Genomic DNA, 16,444 nt, shown 5'->3' with positions numbered 1-16,444 from the left:
ATACGCATGACATTAAGTATAATCGATACCAGTATCATCCTCACTTACATTGTAGGCATCCTGTTTCTGGGGTTTTATATCTCCAAAAAAGCATCTAAAGATCTCCAGTCGTACTTTTTAGGGGGCAACACCATGAAGTGGTATTACCTGGGCCTAAGTAATGCCTCGGGTATGTTTGATACCTCGGGCACTATGTGGACGGTGAGTATTTTATTTATTTACGGGTTAAAAAGCGCCTGGATCCCCTGGCTCTGGCCGGTATGGAACCAGGTTTTTATTTTTGTGTACCTGGCCATCTGGATGCGCCGCTCGGGCGCCATGACGGGAGCGCAGTGGATCACCTTCCGCTTTGGCGATGGCAAGGGCGCCAAGCTGTCGCACATCATCATCGTTATTTTTGCTGTGATCAGCGTAATAGGTTTCATCGCCTATTTTTTTGAAGGTATCGGCAAATATTGCACCTCCATCTTACCCTGGGACCTCAGCACCAACATCGGTTCGTACCATTTAACGTCAGATCATGCTTACGCGCTTATCGTTTGCATCCTTACCACCATTTACACGGTTAAAGGCGGTATGTACAGCGTGGTAGCTACCGAGGTACTGCAATTTTTTATCATGACGATCTCTTGCTTCTGCATTGGCTACATCGCCTATACATCGGTAACCGCCGAGCAGATCCGCGCCGCCATACCCGAGGGCTGGGGCGACCTGATGTTCCACTGGAAACTGAACCTCGACTGGAGCCATACCGCCCTGCCCAATATTAACGATAAAATAAAGTCGGACGGGTTTACCATGTTTGGCGCTTTGTTTATGATGATGTTGTTTAAGGGCATCTTTGCATCTATAGCGGGGCCTGTGCCGAGTTATGATATGCAGCGGGTGCTATCGGCTCGCAAGCCGTCTGATGCCGCTAAAATGAGTTTCAGCACCATCTTCGTCATGTATATTCCAAGGTATCTGATGGTTGCTTCGTTCGCTGTGCTGGGTTTGGTTTACCTGGGCCCCGAGATGGGGAAGATGGGCAGCCATATCGATTTTGAAAAAGTATTGCCGCTATCCATCAACCGTTTTGTACCCATCGGTTTAAAGGGGCTGGTACTGGCGGGTTTCTTGTCAGCATTTATGGGTACCTTCTCGGCTTTTGTGAATGCTGCCCCGGCCTATATTGTGAATGATATTTATAAAAAGTACATCAACCCCCATGCATCTAACAGTAAATACATCAGGCTAAGTATCATATCATCGGTTATACTGGTGCTTGTGGGGATTGTTTGCGGCTTTAACGCGGCATCGTTAAACAAGTTAACGCTCTGGCTCACGTCAGCCCTGTATGGCGGCTATGTTGCCGCCAACCTTTTAAAGTGGGTATGGTGGCGCTTTAGCGGGCTTGGCTATTTCTGGGGGATGCTGTTTGGCTTAATTGCCTCAACCACCAAGCTTTTTGTTTTTCCGGATGTGGTAGATATTTATGTTTTCCCGGTTATCCTGCTGGTATCGCTCATCGGCTGTATTATTGGTACTTACCTGGAGCCGCTCTCAAATCGCGAATCCATTAAGGAGTTTTACCGCAAGACCCGCCCATGGGGATTTTGGGGGCCCATCAAGCGCGAGGTAATAGCCGAGAATCCAGATTTTATACCTAACCAGGATTTTAAGCGTGATGCATCAAATGTGCTGGTGGGTATTGTATGGCAAATGGCGCAGGTGGTCATCCCTATTTACTTCATGATCAGGCAAAATACTTATATGGTGGTGTGGTGCGGTGTACTAATTGTAACCAGCATCTGGTTAAAGAAATTTTGGTGGGATAAATTAAAGGAGGCCGATCTATGAGGCTGAGAATATTTGCCGCTATTTTATTGGCTCCGGTATTGTTTGGCACTGCTGCCAGGGCGCAGCTGTTTAATAATGTGGATAGCAACTACGTAAACTCGCATTATACCGAGCGGCTGGACTTTTTCAAAAAAATGCCCGACCAGAAACACGAGATCGTTTTTTTAGGCAACAGCATTACCGAAGGTGGCGAGTGGCAGGAAATTATACCCGGCAGGGCGGTGCTAAACCGGGGAATCAGCGGCGATGTGAGCTACGGCGTTCTGGCCCGGATGGATGACGTGCTGTCGTCCAGGCCGGATAAGATTTTTTTACTGATTGGTATTAACGATTTAAAACGCGGCACATCGGCCGAAGCCATCCTATCGGTGTACGGCCGCATCATTAAACAGGTAAGGCAGCAATCGCCCAAAACAAAATTATATATCCAAAGCATTTTGCCGGTTAACGAGCAAATGCTGCCGCAGATCTATAACAAGATCAATAACAGCATCATCAAATCACTCAACGGTCAGTTGCAGCAGCTATGTAATACACCCGAGGTGATTTATGTTGACCTGCACCCCACGTTTGAGGATGGCAGTGGCCAGCTGAAAAAGGACTGGAGTATTGATGGGTTGCACCTGCGCGCGGCAGCCTACATACAATGGGTGAACCGCTTAAAATTTTTAAAGGTGTTGTGATTATGAGAGGCTTTAAATACTTGTTTTTGATTGGGTTTTGCCTTCTGACTGCAACCACGCTAATGGCCCAGGTTGTAAAAATTGACAGCAACTATACCAATGGCCACTACCTGGAACGGATGGAGTTTTTTAATGCCATGCCGCACCACAGGCACGAAATTGTTTTTTTAGGCAACAGCATAACCGAACATGGCGAATGGCAGGAGCTGGTACCCGGCAAACCGGTGCTTAACCGGGGCATTGGGGGCGATAATACTTTTGGCGTACTGGCCCGCGTAGGCGAGATAGCAGCGGCCCATCCTGACAAGATCTTTCTGCTGATCGGTATTAACGATCTGTTCAGGAAACTGCCTTATGAGGTAACTATCCACAACTATCAACGCATTATTCAAAAAGCTAAACAGGCATCGCCCAAAACAAAATTATATATCCAGAGCATTTTGCCTATTAACGAGGACATGACAAAGGAACCCTACACCAAAGGACGTAATGTGCTGGTGCCCGAACTGAACCGCCGCATTAAGGCATTGGCTTTGGAACAAGGGCTTGTTTACATCGATTTACATCCCTTGTTTGAAGATGTTGAAGGTAAACTTAAACGGGAGCTTACTATCGATGGCATTCACCTGAAAGCCAGTGCATACATTACCTGGGTAGACTATTTAAAAAGCAAGAATTATTTATGAAGATAACAGGAACTTTTATTGATGAGATATCGCACGATATTCCGCATCAAAACTGGGGGCCGGATGAATGGGACAGGGACTTTGGCCTGATGAAGGCTGTTGGGATTGATACTGTTATTATGATCCGCAGCGGGTATCGCCGTTTTTTAACTTATCCATCAGCTTATTTGCAAAAACAGTTTGGCTGCTACCGGCCTCCGGTTGATCTGGTGGAGCTTTTTTTGCAGCTGGCCGATAAACACGGTATCAAGTTTTATTTTGGCCTGTACGATAGCGGGCACTACTGGGATACTGGCAACCTGAGCCATGAGTTGGATGCCAACCGCTACGTAATTGATGAGGTATGGCAAAAGTACGGGCACTATGCAAGCTTTGGAGGCTGGTATTTAAGTATGGAGATAAGCCGCCGCACCAAGGGCGCAACCGAGGCATTCCGGATGCTGGGCAGCCAGTGCAAGCAGGTGAGCGGTGGTTTGCCCGCTTTGATTTCACCATGGATAGACGGTAAAAAGGCCGTTATGGCGGCCTCTCCGCAGTTGACCAAAGAGGATGCCATCTCGGTGCTTGAACATGAAAAGGAGTGGAGCGAGATTTTTGAGGGGATACAGGGCGCAGTTGACGCGGTAGCTTTTCAGGACGGGCATATCGATTATGACCAGCTCGACGATTTTTTTGCAGTGAATAAAAAAATGGCCGATCAGTTTGGTCTGCAATGCTGGACAAATGCCGAAAGCTTTGACCGCGATATGCCTATTAAGTTTTTCCCCATTAAGTTTGAGAAGCTGCGCCTTAAGCTGGAAGCCGCACGCAGAGCCGGATACGATAAAGCCATCACCTTTGAATTTTCTCATTTTATGAGCCCGCAATCAGCTTATCTGCAAGCCGGGCATTTATACAACCGCTACCAGGAATACCTGAAAACATTTTGATATGAATACGAATACAACCATGCTGGGATATAGCCAGCTCTACAAAAAAGAATTAATAGAAAATATTGTCCCCTTTTGGACGGAGCATTCTATAGACAAGGAATTTGGCGGTTATTATACCTGCCTGGATCGTGAGGGTAAGGTGTTTGATACAGATAAATTTGCCTGGCTGCAAGGCAGGCAGGTATGGACTTATGCTATGCTGAACAACCGGGTAGAGCAAAATGAAGACTGGGTTAACATTGCGAAGCATGGCGCCAACTTTTTGCTGAAGAACGGAAGAGATAACGAAGGCAACTTCTATTTCTCGTTTAACCGCGCTGGCCAGCCACTGGTGCAGCCCTACAATATTTTTTCGGACTGCTTTGCCGCTATGGGCTTAGGCGCCTTATATAAAGCCGACCCGGTTGACGAGTATGGCGAAGTAGCCTATAACACTTTTCAGAATATTTTAAAACGCCGTAATAATCCAAAAGGCAAATACAGTAAAATTTATCCCGGTACCCGCGATCTGAAGAATTTTGCCTTGCCGATGATACTTTGTAACCTGTCTTTAGAATTGGAGCACCTGTTGGATAAACAATTGATTGATGATTTGGCAGCCGAGGTGATCCATGAGGTGATGGAAACCTTTTATGATGCCGGGAGCGGGTTGATACTTGAAAATGTACATGCCGACGGAAGTTTCTCTGATTCGTTTGAAGGCCGGGTACTTAACCCGGGCCACGCCATAGAAGCGATGTGGTTCATTATGGATCTGGGTGTGCGGTTAAATAATAAAGCCTTGATTGAAAAGGCGATCACCATTGCACTGCGTACCCTAAAGTTTGGCTGGGACGATGAGCACGCCGGGATAATCTATTTTAAAGATATTAAGGGACACCCTGTACAGCAGCTTGAATGGGACCAGAAACTTTGGTGGGTGCATATTGAAGCTTTAGTTTGCATGGCTAAAGCCTATCAGCTAACCGGGAACCAGGACTGTGCCGACTGGTTTATTAAACTGCATGAATATACCTGGCCACACTTTAGGGATAACCAATATGGCGAATGGTTTGGCTATTTAAACCGCCGGGGTGAAGTTTTACTGCCCTTAAAAGGCGGCAAATGGAAAGGCTGCTTCCATATCCCAAGGGGCTTATACCAGGTTTGGAAAACCCTTGAAGTTGATAAACTGGCCTTTGTTTAAAATTAAGAGTTAATAGTTTTTGTTTGATGTTGGATTGAGATGGTGCGGTATTTTACTGCACCATTTTTTATAGGATGGCTATTGAGTAATAGGCAATAATATTGACTTTAATGCCTTATGCTATGGTTTTAAAGCAACATGTAATACTAAAAATTCAAAACTATTAATTTGACGCATAGCATAACCTGTAAACATGGATTATGCCATGCAGATTTTTATATTTGGCTGATGGTGAAACAAAAAACCAAAGGCAATCAGGCCGGTCAGTACGACAAAATAATAAAGGAGAATCTGGAGGTTACGCTGCCTGTGATCATCAGAGATGTGTTGGGGTTAACGATTGTGCAAAGTGAGGAACTGCCGGATGATATACAGCATACTAAGGAAAGAAAGCCGGATGCCCTGAAAAAGGTAACCGATGCTACCGGGCAAACCTACGTATTGCAGGTAGAATTTCAGGTTGAGGATGAAAAGGAAATGGTTTACCGTATGGCCGAGTACAATGTGATGCTGATGCGAAGATATCAGCTTCCTGTAAAGCAGTATGTTATATTTCTGAAAGATGTGACGCCCAATATGCCAACCTTTATAAACACTGAAAACTTTAAGTTTAGTTATAACCTGGCACGTATCGTTGAGGCTAACTATAGTTTGTTTCTTAAATCAGACAATCCAGAGGTGAAAATGCTGGGTATTTTAGCTAACTTTGGGAAAGAGGATAGTTATGATGCCGTTAAATCCATTGTAGATCAGATCCAATCCTTTACCAAAGGTGACTTTGCAGAAAGCCGGTATTTTAAACAATTGCGTATATTTGTACAGTTGCGCAGCAGTGTTGAACAACAATTTGAAAAAGCGATGGAAACTATAACCAAGTTTTTTAAGGAAGAAAAAGATTTTCTTTACCGTAAAGGCGAAGTAAAAGGTCGTGAAGAAGGTAGGGAGGAAGGTGAATATCGTAAATCACTCGCTATTGCCGCTGAAATGAAAAAGGACGGCTTTTCTGTTGAGCAGATTAATAAATTCACCAAACTTTCTGTGGAGGAAATTGAACGGCTGTAAGGGTAGGTTCTTGAACTAATCTGTAAGTGCTCTAATGACATTTAGCGCAACCTGATTACTCCAGTGCTTGCTTATCTTTCCTCATATTCTAATAAAATCTCGTCGGTAAGCGCTATGCGGAGTTTTGCCTTCAGCAACTCTTGGTATAACCAGGGATATTTAGAACGGCTTGATATGGACACCAGCAAAACATTTGTATCAATAACAACGGTTAAATTTTTGTTATTTTCCATTCAGCCTTTGATCCATATCATCATTAGTAAGCCCTTTTTTATCCCATAAATCATCAGCTTCTTTGATTGCTTTATCGGCAAAAAATTGCGAAAGTAATTGTTTTAATTCTTGCAGGTCATTTGCTGAAAGGTTGGTGCCGAATAATTTCATCAACTCTATCTGCGCATTGGTTAGAGGGTAATTTAAAGTGCTCATGGTTGATTCTTAATAATGTATCAATACAAAAATAATGAATTCCACTACATAACATACATTACAAATTACCAAAGGTGACTTTGCAGAAAGCCGGTATTTTAAACAATTGCGTATATTTGTACAGTTGCGCAGCAGTGTTGAACAACAATTTGAAAAAGCGATGGAAACTATAACCAAGTTTTTTAAGGAAGAAAAAGATTTTCTTTACCGTAAAGGCGAAGTAAAAGGTCGTGAAGAAGGTAGGGAGGAAGGTGAATATCGTAAATCACTCGCTATTGCCGCTGAAATGAAAAAGGACGGCTTTTCTGTTGAGCAGATTAATAAATTCACCAAACTTTCTGTGGAGGAAATTGAACGGCTGTAAGGGTAGGTTCTTGAACTATCTTGCCGGGCTTTCTGTTTTAATTGTTGCTTAGCAGGACGCAACCTGTCAAAACAGGTATATCGTGTTGATCCATCATATCAAAATTCTAATTATCCTAACCTTTTTTACGTGAGTGATTGCAGCGGATACCGGCCCCGCGGTTAAGACCTGCGCGTATGAGCGTAAAGCACGGCCCGACGGAGGAGGGACACGCCCAAACCGTTATATCACCGTTGCCTAACATTTGCGCAAGTCTCTCTAATCAAATCTTCATCTACTAAAGTTATTTTATCCGGGCGGATATCTGTGCTTAACCAAGTTTCATCAAATGATAGTCATAAATAACCGTGATTAATATCATTGTTTGACAATTATTGATTTGTAAGATTTGTATAGCAATTAAAACTTGGTTATGAAAACGATTTTGGTACCCACCGATTTTTCGCCGGCAGCAGATAACGCAGCCAGGTACGCACTAAATTTAGCCAGATATATGCATGCCGATGTAAAGCTATGCAGCGCGATTAATGAAAAGGCCAAAACACGGATAACGGAACAGTTGGTTTGGCCACACGACGATTACTCGTCTGTTAAAGAAACAACAGACCAGGAATTAAGGATACTGGCAAAAAGATTATCGCTCGAGCAATCGTTAAAAAATGAGCCCGCATCTGTAGCGGTTTTTGAACCTAACCTTACCTATTGTTGCAAAGCCGGATCGGTAATGGACGCCGTTCGCGATTTGGTGACTGATGAAAAGATCACTATGGTAGTTATGGGTTTGTGGGGCGCTACCGGAATCAATAGTTTTTTTGCCGGCAGTGTTAGTCAGGATATGATTGATAAGGCAAGTTTTCCGCTATTGTTAATGCCCGGCAAGGCCCAGTTTACAAGCTTACGCAGTATTGCTTTTGCAACTGATTTAAGTGAGGAAGATATTGAAGTAATACACTCGCTGGCAAGCCTGGCACGCGAGTTTAATGCCGAAATTTTAATTGTACACGTAATGGACGGCAAGCATCATAACAAAGAGTATCAACAAAAGGTAAGCAACTTTTTAAGCGGCATTTCGGACAAAGTAGATTACCCTCACATTTATTACAGGGATGTAAAAAGCACCGATGTTGACAAGGGCCTCAGTTGGATTGTTGAGCACAGGCAAATACAAATGATAGCAATGGTGCATCGAAAACATGATTTGCTCGACCGGATATTTAAAGAAAGTTATACTAAAAATTTAGCTAAACATACCGAAATTCCGTTGTTGGTGTTTCCGTACGTGGGCAGTTCTGTAGTTTTTTAGAGGATACACCAGGTAAATTAAATAGTATAGGCAAAGGGATGGCGTTCCCTATTATGATATAGAATGTTGAATAATAAGGTTGTTTAAAGTTATCCATCTGCCACAATAGCCTGGTTAAGTTCTCAAATTTAATGAACATTGCTTTTGACGAAGTTGCTACTGAAATCTGTAACGACTATAGGTATAAATGGTGTTTGCAAAGCTGTGGCTTATTGTATAAAATTGATTTGTGGCAATTAATCAGTAGTTTCCACCGGCTGATTACGTAGTTTCCACAATTGTCGGCAATCGTTTTATTTTAAATTTGTATTAAGTTGATGGGCCCTTTATAAGCCCCAGCACTTTCCCCTCAATTAGCACAGCATCTTGGGCAGTAAACATTTAATGTATTTGTATATCAGGACTAAAAATATTGAAGATATACGCGGCTATATGGGTTTGGGGTTAAACCAGTTCAAGGAAAGAGCGGTAACTAATGGAAGCCAATGATGAAAACATGATTGATGCCCATGTATTAAATTTGAGGCTGAGTAAGGAGGATGAACATTGACATCGAATAGAAACGATGCACAAAAGGCCGGTTAAACGGCTCTATTTGAGGGTGCCCCGGTATTGAAATTTTTGAAAACTGCACCCTTGAGTTACTAATTACAATGTTTAAAGGATATCCGATCTAATAAATAGTATGAAACACGTTATCAATCCATAATTCTAACCAATAAGTACATTACTTAACTATACATAATAACATGTCTGGAATAAATAAAGCTGTTTTAGTGGGGCACTTAGGAAAGGATCCCGATTTTAGATACCTTACGGGCAATGTTGCCGTTGCAAGTTTTCCGTTGGCAACCACCGAGTTTTTTAACAAAGATGGTAAGCGGGTTGAACAAACCGAATGGCACAACGTTGTAATGTGGCGCGCCTTAGCTGATGCGGCTTCAAAATTGCTTAAAAAAGGTAAGTTAGTTTATCTGGAGGGAAAAATCCGGACAAGATCATTCGATGACAAAAACGGCATTAAAAAATACGTTACCGAAGTAGTGGCCGAAAGCTTTACCCTATTAGGAAGAAACAGCGATTTTGAAGAAGAGTTTGTTTTTGACGAAGATATCAATTCGCTTGAAAGATAATTTCCTGCCCAGTATTGATCTTCATTTTGCAGATTGGTAGCCAGTTCACCACCATCTGGAGATCTGTTTTAGTGAACTGGCTTGAGTTAACTTTATCGGCGGGCCTTGTTACATTTAAATCTCCACTGAAATTTAACACGATATTTTTCCAACCCGGTTAGCATGTCTGCCGCCTTCAAACTCGGTATTAAAAAAAGTTTCTACAATTTTTTGAGCCATATCAAAAGATACGAAGCGCTCTGGAATACATACAATGTTGGCATTGTTATGCTTGCGCGCCAGGGATGCCAGCTCTTCGTTCCAGCAAATAGCTGCGCGGATTCCCTGGTGTTTATTAGCGGTAATGGCCACACCATTGGCGCTTCCGCAGATCAAAATTCCTAAATCAAAATCACCATTTTCAACGGCGGTTGCCACCGGATGCGCAAAGTCGGGATAGTCTACCGATGCGGCATCATACGTGCCAAAATCTTTTAGCTCTTTTACGTTTAAGGATTTTAAAAAAGCTTCTTTATAGCTAAAACCGGCATGGTCTGCACCGATAGCTATCTTTAAATCGTTCATCATTTATAAGTGGTTAGGCATTAAAAAACTCTTTTTCTTTAATCAGTTTTCTTTTTTCAACACGGCCTGCAACCGATATACTTACTTCGTAAAGCCCAAATAGCGGGATGCTGATCACAATCATGGTAGTAACATCAGGAGTTGGCGTTACCAGCATAGCAATAATGAGGATGATAATGATAGCGTAGCGGCGCTTTTCGCGCATAAATTTAGCAGTAACAATACCTATAGTTGCCAGTACAAAAATAATGATGGGGAGCTGAAAAACCACACCGCTCACCAAAGTCAAGGTAGCTACCGATGTTAAATAAGAGTCAATAGTAAAAGTGTTTTGGATTTCGGGACTGATTTGGTAGTTGGTTAAAAAGTGTATAGACAGCGGGGCTACCACAAAATATCCAAACAATATGCCTAAAAAGAACAATAGCGAGGCATAAAATACAAAACCTCCGGCAGCTTTACGCTCCTTTTCTAAAAGGGCTGGTTTTACAAACGACCATATTTCCCACAGCAGATAAGGGAAGCCCAGTGTAATACCCATAATGAGCGCCGCGTTAATTTGTAACGAAAACTGACCAGCCATTTCGGTATTGATAATTTTGCCGGGAATCTCGGTAATACACATCCCATCGCTGTGCATTAACTGGCCCAGTTTACACATCATCCGGTAGGTAAAAAAGTCGGGCTTTTTGGGGCCCATAATAACGGTATCCCAAATCTGGTCGAAAAAGTAAAATGCCAGTCCACCAAAAACGAGGATAGATACCGCCGCCCGGATTAAATGCCACCTTAATACTTCCAGATGATCAAAAAACGACATCTCGCCTTCAAGGTTTTTTCCTTTGCCTCTGATGGCATTTAAAATTTTATTATCGCTCATAGTGTGTAAAACAAAAATACCATTCTTATTATAATATTATAACGTAGAATGGTACTTACGGTTTAAGTTATACTAACAGTTTCCTTAATCTTCAGAATATTCGAAAGTTTCCATGAACTTGGTAGTGAAATTACCTGCCCTGAAGTTTGGATCCTTTAAAAGTTTAAGATGGAAAGGGATGGTTGTTTTAACTCCCTCTATCACAAATTCGCTCAGGGCTCGCTCCATGGTGCTTAAAGCCTCTTCGCGGGTTTGCGCCACGCAAATTACCTTGGCTATCATCGAGTCGTAATTGGGCGGTATCACATAGCCGGTATAAACATGTGTATCGATGCGTACACCATGGCCACCCGGAGAGTGGAAATTTGTAATCTTACCTGGCGATGGCCTGAAGTTATTAAACGGATCTTCGGCGTTAATACGGCATTCTATGGCGTGCATGGTTGGCTCGTAGTTTTTACCGGAGATAGGCACCCCAGATGCTACCTTGATTTGCTCTTTAATCAGGTCGAAATTGATTACCTCTTCGGTTACCGGGTGCTCTACCTGGATCCGGGTATTCATTTCCATGAAATAGAAATTACGATCTTTATCAACCAAAAATTCTACTGTACCTGCACCTTCATATCTTACAGCTTTGGCGCCTTTAATAGCAGCCTCGCCCATTTTTTTGCGAAGCTTTTCGGTCATAAACGGCGAAGGAGATTCTTCAACCAATTTTTGGTGACGACGCTGGATAGAGCAATCGCGCTCAGATAAGTGGCAAACCTTGCCATATTGATCGCCAACTACCTGGATTTCGATGTGGCGGGGGTCAACAACATATTTTTCGAGGTAAAGGCCGTCATTGCCAAAGGCAGCGCCCGATTCGGCACGGGCAGAATCCCATGCGGCCTCAAACTCACTATCTTGCCAAACTACACGCATACCGCGGCCACCGCCACCGGCAGTTGCTTTAAGTATCACGGGATAGCCTACCTTATTAGCTATGCTGATACCTTCTTTAACATCGCTAAGTAAGCCTTTTGAACCCGGGATAGTAGGTACGCCGGCTTTTTCCATTGTGGCCTTGGCCGAAGCCTTATCGCCCATGGCGTTGATCTGATCGGCAGTGGCGCCGATAAATTTAATATTGTACTCAGCGCAAATAGCCGAGAATTTAGCATTTTCTGACAGAAAACCATAACCCGGATGGATAGCATCGGCGTTGGTTAATTCGGCAGCAGAGATAATATTGGGAATGTTTAAATAAGAATCGCGGCTTGGCGGCGGGCCTATGCATACAGCCTCATCAGCAAAGCGCACATGCAGACTGTCGCGGTCGGCAGTAGAGTATACAGCTACGGTTTTAATCCCCATTTCTTTACAGGTGCGGATAATTCGCAGAGCTATTTCACCGCGGTTGGCAATCAGTATTTTTTTAAACATCCTATCATTAGTTGATGAGTTGGTGGTCATGTTTTAGTTATTGGGTTACTGAGCTACTGTTTAATAAGTTATTGAATAATTTACAAAGCCATTTAGTAAAAAATGGCTTCATAAGCAATAACTTAATCGCTAACTCCTACTATACAGGCTCAACCAGGAATAAAGGTTGATCATATTCAACCGGCGAAGCATTATCAACCAGTATTTTAACAACACGGCCAGAAACTTCTGATTCAATTTCGTTGAAAAGCTTCATCGCTTCAATGATACAAATTACATCGCCGGGATTGATCTCGTCGCCCACGTTAACAAACAACGGTTTATCAGGGCCGGCTGAACGGTAAAAAGTACCAATCATCGGAGATTTTACCGTGATATATTTTGAAGTGTCAGCTACGGGGGCTGATGCAGCCGGAGCAATCTCAACGGCAGGAGCAGCCACGGCAGGGGCGGCAACCGGAACCTGTACAGGTACGTTGGCGTGTACGATGGTTGGCGCCTGGTTTGTTTTTATTGTGATCTTAAAATCCTGTTGCTCAATTGCAACTTCGTTTACGCCCGATTTGGCAACGAAGCGGATAAGTTCCTGAATTTGTTTGATATCCATTGATTAGGTGTATTGGTGTTGGATAAGTTGTTAGTTAATGTGCATGAATGTTGATGTGCGAATATACAAATATGCTGATATGCAAATTTTTAATAACCAGTTATTTTACATTCAACAAAATTCAGTTAATTATGTTTAAATGCACCCGGGCGCGCTCAGGGGCCTTAATCCCCGGGGCATAAGCCATTTTGCATTATTAATAGGCCCATTTTAAATAAATGGAACCCCATGTAAAGCCACCGCCAAATGCTGCCAAAATAAGCGTATCGCCTTTTTTAAGCTTGTCTTCCCATTCCCATAAACAAAGCGGGATAGTGCCGTTGGTGGTATTACCGTATTTTTGTATGTTAATCATTACCCTTTCTGTCGGGATACCTGTGCGTATGGCAGTTGCATCAATAATCCGTTTATTGGCCTGATGGGGTACCAGCCAGGCAACATCATCAGCCGCAATATCGTTACGTTCCATTACTTCGGCAGCTACCTCGGCCATGTTGGTTACGGCGAACTTAAATACGGTTCTGCCTTCCTGAAAAGCATAATGCTCTTTATTATCTACCGTTTCGTGGGTAGCAGGGTGCAGCGAGCCGCCTGCTTTTTGGTTAAGGTAGGCGCGTCCGGAGCCGTCTGTTTTACAGACGGAATCAATAATGCCGTTGCCTTCGGTATCGGGTTCAAGCAGGGCCGCTCCGGCACCATCACCAAATATGATACAGGTTGCCCTGTCTTCGTAATTAATGATAGATGACATTTTATCGGCACCAACTACCAAAACCTTGGTGTATTTTCCGCTCTCGATAAAACCGGCAGCTGTTGCCAATCCAAAGATAAAGCCCGAACAAGCAGCATTCAAATCATATCCCCATGCATTTTTGGCGCCAATCCTATCCGCTAATATGTTAGCCGTTGCCGGGAAAGGCATATCAGGAGTGGATGTGCAGAAAATAATGAGTTCGATCTCATCTGCGCCGATTTTTCTTTTTTCCAGCAGTTCCTTAACAGCAGGTACAGCCATATCGGATGTAGCGGATCCTTCACCCTTCAATATTCTGCGTTCTTTAATTCCAGTCCGGGTGGTAATCCATTCGTCGTTGGTATCAACCATGGTTTCCAGCTCCTGGTTTGTTAAAACGTAATCTGGTACGTAACCCCCAACAGCCGTTATAGCAGCATGAATTTTACTCATTTATTTGTTGTTTATTGAAAGGCCTGTTTGATTTTATCAACAAGGCCGCTCTGGGCCATGTCCCTGGATAGAAGAACCATGTTTTTTATTGCCTTCGGCGTTGAGATACCGTGGCCAACCACAACGGGGGCATTGACACCCAATATAGGGCTGCCTCCGTATTGTTCATAATTAAGCCTGTCGAAAAAGTCGTCCTTAAAATTCTTTTTAAGAGCTACTACATAAAAGGATTCGGCCATTTTAAGCACTACGTTTCCGGTAAATCCATCGCAAACGATAACATCGCTATGGTCACCAAATAAATCGCGTCCTTCCACGTTACCCACAAAATTAAATGATTGTGTTTGTTTCATGAGCGGATAGGTGGCCTGGCTTAGTATATTGCCCTTTTCCTCTTCCTCGCCAATATTCATCAGCGCCACCCTGGGGGTGGTAATGTTGTAAATTGACTCGGCAAACAAACTTCCTAAAATGCCAAACTGCAGCAAATGCTCTGGCTTACAATCGGCATTGGCACCAACATCCAGCAGGATGTTAAGGCCGCCTTTAAGCTTAGGAGCAATAGCCGTCATGGCCGGCCGCAAAACGCCCGGAATAGCCTTTACACTAAACAGTGAACCTACAAGCATAGCGCCTGTATTACCTGCCGATGCAAAGGTTTGGATATTACCTTCCTTTAGCAATTGAAACCCAACACTAATGCTGGAGTTTGGTTTTTGAACAACCGCTTTTGTAGGATGCTCGCCCATACCAATAACTTCGGTAGTATGTATATACTCGAAGTGGTCTGGATTAAAATTATTTTCCTGAAGAATACTGACAGCAATTTCTTTATCCCCGATCAGAACAAGTTGTTCTTTTTCTGATAAAGCTTCATAAGCCGCAATTGCACCTAAAACTGTTGCCTGGGGTGCGTAGTCGCCGCCCATTATATCTAAGCCAATCTTCATTTCAGAAAATTAACTTAAACTGCAGCAGTGTTCTCGATCAGAATTTTTCCGTTGAAGTAAACATTGCCATCAACAGTATAAGCTCTGTGCGGTAAGTGCACAGCACCTGTAGTTTGACAGGTAGTTAAAGTAGGAGCCACAGCTTTGTAGTGCGTTCTACGCTTGTCTCTTCTTGATTTCGATATTTTCCGTTTTGGATGTGCCATAACTTTTTTGGTATTACTATTTTATTTAATTTTTTTAAGCGCGTCCCAGCGTGGGTCTGCATCTTCACTTGGTGGTTCTTCACCGCTTGCCAATTTATCTAACCGGTCAAGCATCTCTATATCACAATATTCTGTTTTACCTTCATAGCCGCATACCGATACAAACGGAACTGCTACGTTAATATATTCATATATCAAACCTGCAATGTTGATCTCGTGATCGTTTTTGCTGAGTGTGATCATATCCTCTTCATCGTCTATATCCTCATCGGTAAACTTCGCAATGGCGCGTTCCTCAACTTCTATCTGTTGAGGGTATTCTGCCAGGCAACGATCACACGACAAGTCGATAGTTCCGCTGATCTTGAAATTCAGGATCAACATAGTTTCCTGTTTTTCCAGTTCAACCTGGCAATCAAGCTTACCTTTTTTAACTAATGAATATTCAAATTCATCAAAGAAAGCATTTGTTACCTCAAAATCAAACAAGTGCTTTCCGAGTTTAAGCCCGGTAAAGGGAATCGAATATGGTTTGAGTGATTTCAATGAGCGATAATTAGCCCGCAAATTTAGGAAAAATAATACAAGTGGAAAGGTTTTTTTGAAAAATGGAAAAATAGGGCAAAATGCTGTTGTAAGAGGCTAATTTAAAGATATAACGAAAATGTTTACAGGCAGTTAGGTAACGCCCCCTCACTTCACATCCTGCAACAATCGGTAATAAAAACCAATTCCATTTTTATATTCCTGAATGCCTACCCGCTCATTAACCCCGTGCATGCCTTTGATATCCGCCACCGGCGAAAACCGCAGTATACTGCCGGACACATTTTTAAACTGCCTGGAATCGGTGGCCCCAACGGTTAAAAAAGGCGCAACCAATGTATTGGCATAGTTCTGCCTGATCGCTTTGATCACCTTTTGAAAACCCATGCTTTCTGTAGGGCTTGCCGCTGAAGCCTCGTCGGCAAAATCATTAAGCCTGGTTATCTTTACGCGGCTATCA

20 protein-coding genes are annotated in these 16,444 nt (G+C 43.1%); 9 read left to right on the top strand and 11 right to left on the bottom strand.

Annotated elements, in window-relative coordinates; genetic code table 11:
* The first annotated feature begins 6 nt into the window (after positions 1-6).
* The 6 genes from MUCPA_RS13380 (at position 7) to MUCPA_RS13355 (ending at position 6,388) form a co-directional block, all read left to right on the top strand.
* Entirely contained in the window at positions 7-1,839 is a 1,833-nt protein-coding gene (locus tag MUCPA_RS13380; RefSeq protein WP_008507022.1) for a sodium:solute symporter family protein, read from the top strand.
* On the top strand, positions 1,836-2,522 hold the full coding sequence (locus tag MUCPA_RS13375) for a GDSL-type esterase/lipase family protein (RefSeq protein WP_008507020.1): 687 nt from the start codon (positions 1,836-1,838) through the stop codon (positions 2,520-2,522). The genes MUCPA_RS13380 and MUCPA_RS13375 overlap by 4 nt, the downstream gene beginning before the upstream one ends.
* Before the next feature lie 2 nt (positions 2,523-2,524).
* Positions 2,525-3,208 carry a GDSL-type esterase/lipase family protein gene (locus MUCPA_RS13370; RefSeq protein WP_008507017.1) on the top strand — a complete coding sequence of 228 codons (684 nt, stop codon included), beginning with the start codon at positions 2,525-2,527 and terminating at the stop codon, positions 3,206-3,208.
* A complete protein-coding gene (locus MUCPA_RS13365) occupies positions 3,205-4,137 on the top strand; it encodes a DUF4434 domain-containing protein (RefSeq protein ID WP_008507015.1) in 933 nt (310 codons plus the stop codon). Before MUCPA_RS13370 ends, MUCPA_RS13365 begins: the two co-directional genes overlap by 4 nt.
* 1 nt (position 4,138) lies before the next feature.
* A complete protein-coding gene (locus tag MUCPA_RS13360; RefSeq protein WP_008507014.1) occupies positions 4,139-5,326 on the top strand; it encodes an AGE family epimerase/isomerase in 1,188 nt (395 codons plus the stop codon).
* A gap of 228 nt (positions 5,327-5,554) precedes the next feature.
* Positions 5,555-6,388, top strand: coding sequence for an Rpn family recombination-promoting nuclease/putative transposase (locus MUCPA_RS13355; RefSeq protein ID WP_008507013.1), 834 nt, complete (start codon positions 5,555-5,557; stop codon positions 6,386-6,388).
* Between the two features lie 71 nt (positions 6,389-6,459).
* Here the strand turns inward: MUCPA_RS13355 and MUCPA_RS37715 are convergent, their stop codons facing one another.
* Both MUCPA_RS37715 and MUCPA_RS13350 read right to left on the bottom strand, forming a co-directional pair.
* Positions 6,460-6,621, bottom strand: coding sequence for a hypothetical protein (locus tag MUCPA_RS37715; protein ID WP_008507012.1), 162 nt, complete (start codon positions 6,619-6,621; stop codon positions 6,460-6,462).
* On the bottom strand, positions 6,611-6,817 hold the full coding sequence (locus tag MUCPA_RS13350) for a hypothetical protein (RefSeq protein WP_008507011.1): 207 nt from the start codon (positions 6,815-6,817) through the stop codon (positions 6,611-6,613). Before MUCPA_RS13350 ends, MUCPA_RS37715 begins: the two co-directional genes overlap by 11 nt.
* 106 nt (positions 6,818-6,923) lie before the next feature.
* Between MUCPA_RS13350 and MUCPA_RS13345 the strand changes: the two genes are divergently transcribed.
* From MUCPA_RS13345 to MUCPA_RS13335, 3 genes are all read left to right on the top strand, one after another.
* Positions 6,924-7,181, top strand: a complete 258-nt coding sequence (locus MUCPA_RS13345; RefSeq protein ID WP_233276871.1) for a hypothetical protein — start codon at positions 6,924-6,926, stop codon at positions 7,179-7,181.
* A gap of 412 nt (positions 7,182-7,593) precedes the next feature.
* On the top strand, positions 7,594-8,484 hold the full coding sequence (locus MUCPA_RS13340; RefSeq protein ID WP_008507009.1) for a universal stress protein: 891 nt from the start codon (positions 7,594-7,596) through the stop codon (positions 8,482-8,484).
* Between the two features lie 749 nt (positions 8,485-9,233).
* Positions 9,234-9,617: a single-stranded DNA-binding protein gene (locus MUCPA_RS13335; RefSeq protein ID WP_008507007.1), complete on the top strand. Its 384-nt coding sequence runs from the start codon at positions 9,234-9,236 to the stop codon at positions 9,615-9,617.
* Positions 9,618-9,749: 132 nt separating this feature from the next.
* Here the strand turns inward: MUCPA_RS13335 and rpiB are convergent, their stop codons facing one another.
* From rpiB to MUCPA_RS37020, 9 genes are all read right to left on the bottom strand, one after another.
* Positions 9,750-10,181, bottom strand: a complete 432-nt coding sequence (rpiB, locus tag MUCPA_RS13330) for a ribose 5-phosphate isomerase B (protein WP_040625919.1) — start codon at positions 10,179-10,181, stop codon at positions 9,750-9,752.
* A gap of 13 nt (positions 10,182-10,194) precedes the next feature.
* Positions 10,195-11,061, bottom strand: a complete 867-nt coding sequence (tatC, locus tag MUCPA_RS13325) for a twin-arginine translocase subunit TatC (RefSeq protein WP_008507005.1) — start codon at positions 11,059-11,061, stop codon at positions 10,195-10,197.
* An 84-nt stretch (positions 11,062-11,145) separates the two neighbouring features.
* Positions 11,146-12,489 (bottom strand): acetyl-CoA carboxylase biotin carboxylase subunit, encoded by a 1,344-nt coding sequence (gene accC / locus MUCPA_RS13320; RefSeq protein WP_040627453.1) that lies wholly within the window; start codon positions 12,487-12,489, stop codon positions 11,146-11,148.
* 139 nt (positions 12,490-12,628) lie between these two features.
* Entirely contained in the window at positions 12,629-13,096 is a 468-nt protein-coding gene (gene accB / locus MUCPA_RS13315; protein WP_008507003.1) for an acetyl-CoA carboxylase biotin carboxyl carrier protein, read from the bottom strand.
* Between the two features lie 196 nt (positions 13,097-13,292).
* Positions 13,293-14,282, bottom strand: coding sequence for a beta-ketoacyl-ACP synthase III (locus MUCPA_RS13310; protein WP_008507002.1), 990 nt, complete (start codon positions 14,280-14,282; stop codon positions 13,293-13,295).
* Positions 14,283-14,293: 11 nt separating this feature from the next.
* Positions 14,294-15,232, bottom strand: coding sequence for a phosphate acyltransferase PlsX (gene plsX, locus MUCPA_RS13305; RefSeq protein ID WP_008507001.1), 939 nt, complete (start codon positions 15,230-15,232; stop codon positions 14,294-14,296).
* A gap of 14 nt (positions 15,233-15,246) precedes the next feature.
* Positions 15,247-15,438 carry a 50S ribosomal protein L32 gene (gene rpmF, locus MUCPA_RS37025; protein ID WP_008507000.1) on the bottom strand — a complete coding sequence of 64 codons (192 nt, stop codon included), beginning with the start codon at positions 15,436-15,438 and terminating at the stop codon, positions 15,247-15,249.
* A 21-nt stretch (positions 15,439-15,459) separates the two neighbouring features.
* Positions 15,460-15,984 carry a YceD family protein gene (locus MUCPA_RS13300; protein WP_008506999.1) on the bottom strand — a complete coding sequence of 175 codons (525 nt, stop codon included), beginning with the start codon at positions 15,982-15,984 and terminating at the stop codon, positions 15,460-15,462.
* A gap of 147 nt (positions 15,985-16,131) precedes the next feature.
* Positions 16,132-16,428 (bottom strand): M20/M25/M40 family metallo-hydrolase, encoded by a 297-nt coding sequence (locus MUCPA_RS37020; RefSeq protein WP_262493007.1) that lies wholly within the window; start codon positions 16,426-16,428, stop codon positions 16,132-16,134.
* Between the last annotated feature and the right edge of the window lie 16 nt (positions 16,429-16,444).

Origin of the sequence: Mucilaginibacter paludis DSM 18603 (assembly GCF_000166195.2) — a bacterium.
In the GTDB taxonomy this organism is placed as follows: domain Bacteria; phylum Bacteroidota; class Bacteroidia; order Sphingobacteriales; family Sphingobacteriaceae; genus Mucilaginibacter; species Mucilaginibacter paludis.
Note: the sequence above shows the minus strand (reverse complement) of the source record. Positions and strands in the feature narration are given on the sequence as shown.

Coding starts and splice junctions, on each gene's coding strand:
- MUCPA_RS37715 (WP_008507012.1), bottom strand. CDS start 6,621: ATGGAAAATAACAAAAATTTAACCGTTGTTATTGATACAAATGTTTTG.
- MUCPA_RS13310 (WP_008507002.1), bottom strand. CDS start 14,282: ATGAGTAAAATTCATGCTGCTATAACGGCTGTTGGGGGTTACGTACCA.
- accB (WP_008507003.1), bottom strand. CDS start 13,096: ATGGATATCAAACAAATTCAGGAACTTATCCGCTTCGTTGCCAAATCG.
- tatC (WP_008507005.1), bottom strand. CDS start 11,061: ATGAGCGATAATAAAATTTTAAATGCCATCAGAGGCAAAGGAAAAAAC.
- MUCPA_RS13355 (WP_008507013.1), top strand. CDS start 5,555: ATGGTGAAACAAAAAACCAAAGGCAATCAGGCCGGTCAGTACGACAAA.
- MUCPA_RS13350 (WP_008507011.1), bottom strand. CDS start 6,817: ATGAGCACTTTAAATTACCCTCTAACCAATGCGCAGATAGAGTTGATG.
- accC (WP_040627453.1), bottom strand. CDS start 12,489: ATGTTTAAAAAAATACTGATTGCCAACCGCGGTGAAATAGCTCTGCGA.
- MUCPA_RS13335 (WP_008507007.1), top strand. CDS start 9,234: ATGTCTGGAATAAATAAAGCTGTTTTAGTGGGGCACTTAGGAAAGGAT.
- MUCPA_RS13360 (WP_008507014.1), top strand. CDS start 4,139: ATGAATACGAATACAACCATGCTGGGATATAGCCAGCTCTACAAAAAA.
- MUCPA_RS13380 (WP_008507022.1), top strand. CDS start 7: ATGACATTAAGTATAATCGATACCAGTATCATCCTCACTTACATTGTA.
- MUCPA_RS13340 (WP_008507009.1), top strand. CDS start 7,594: ATGAAAACGATTTTGGTACCCACCGATTTTTCGCCGGCAGCAGATAAC.
- plsX (WP_008507001.1), bottom strand. CDS start 15,232: ATGAAGATTGGCTTAGATATAATGGGCGGCGACTACGCACCCCAGGCA.
- MUCPA_RS13375 (WP_008507020.1), top strand. CDS start 1,836: ATGAGGCTGAGAATATTTGCCGCTATTTTATTGGCTCCGGTATTGTTT.
- MUCPA_RS13365 (WP_008507015.1), top strand. CDS start 3,205: ATGAAGATAACAGGAACTTTTATTGATGAGATATCGCACGATATTCCG.
- rpmF (WP_008507000.1), bottom strand. CDS start 15,438: ATGGCACATCCAAAACGGAAAATATCGAAATCAAGAAGAGACAAGCGT.
- rpiB (WP_040625919.1), bottom strand. CDS start 10,181: ATGAACGATTTAAAGATAGCTATCGGTGCAGACCATGCCGGTTTTAGC.
- MUCPA_RS13370 (WP_008507017.1), top strand. CDS start 2,525: ATGAGAGGCTTTAAATACTTGTTTTTGATTGGGTTTTGCCTTCTGACT.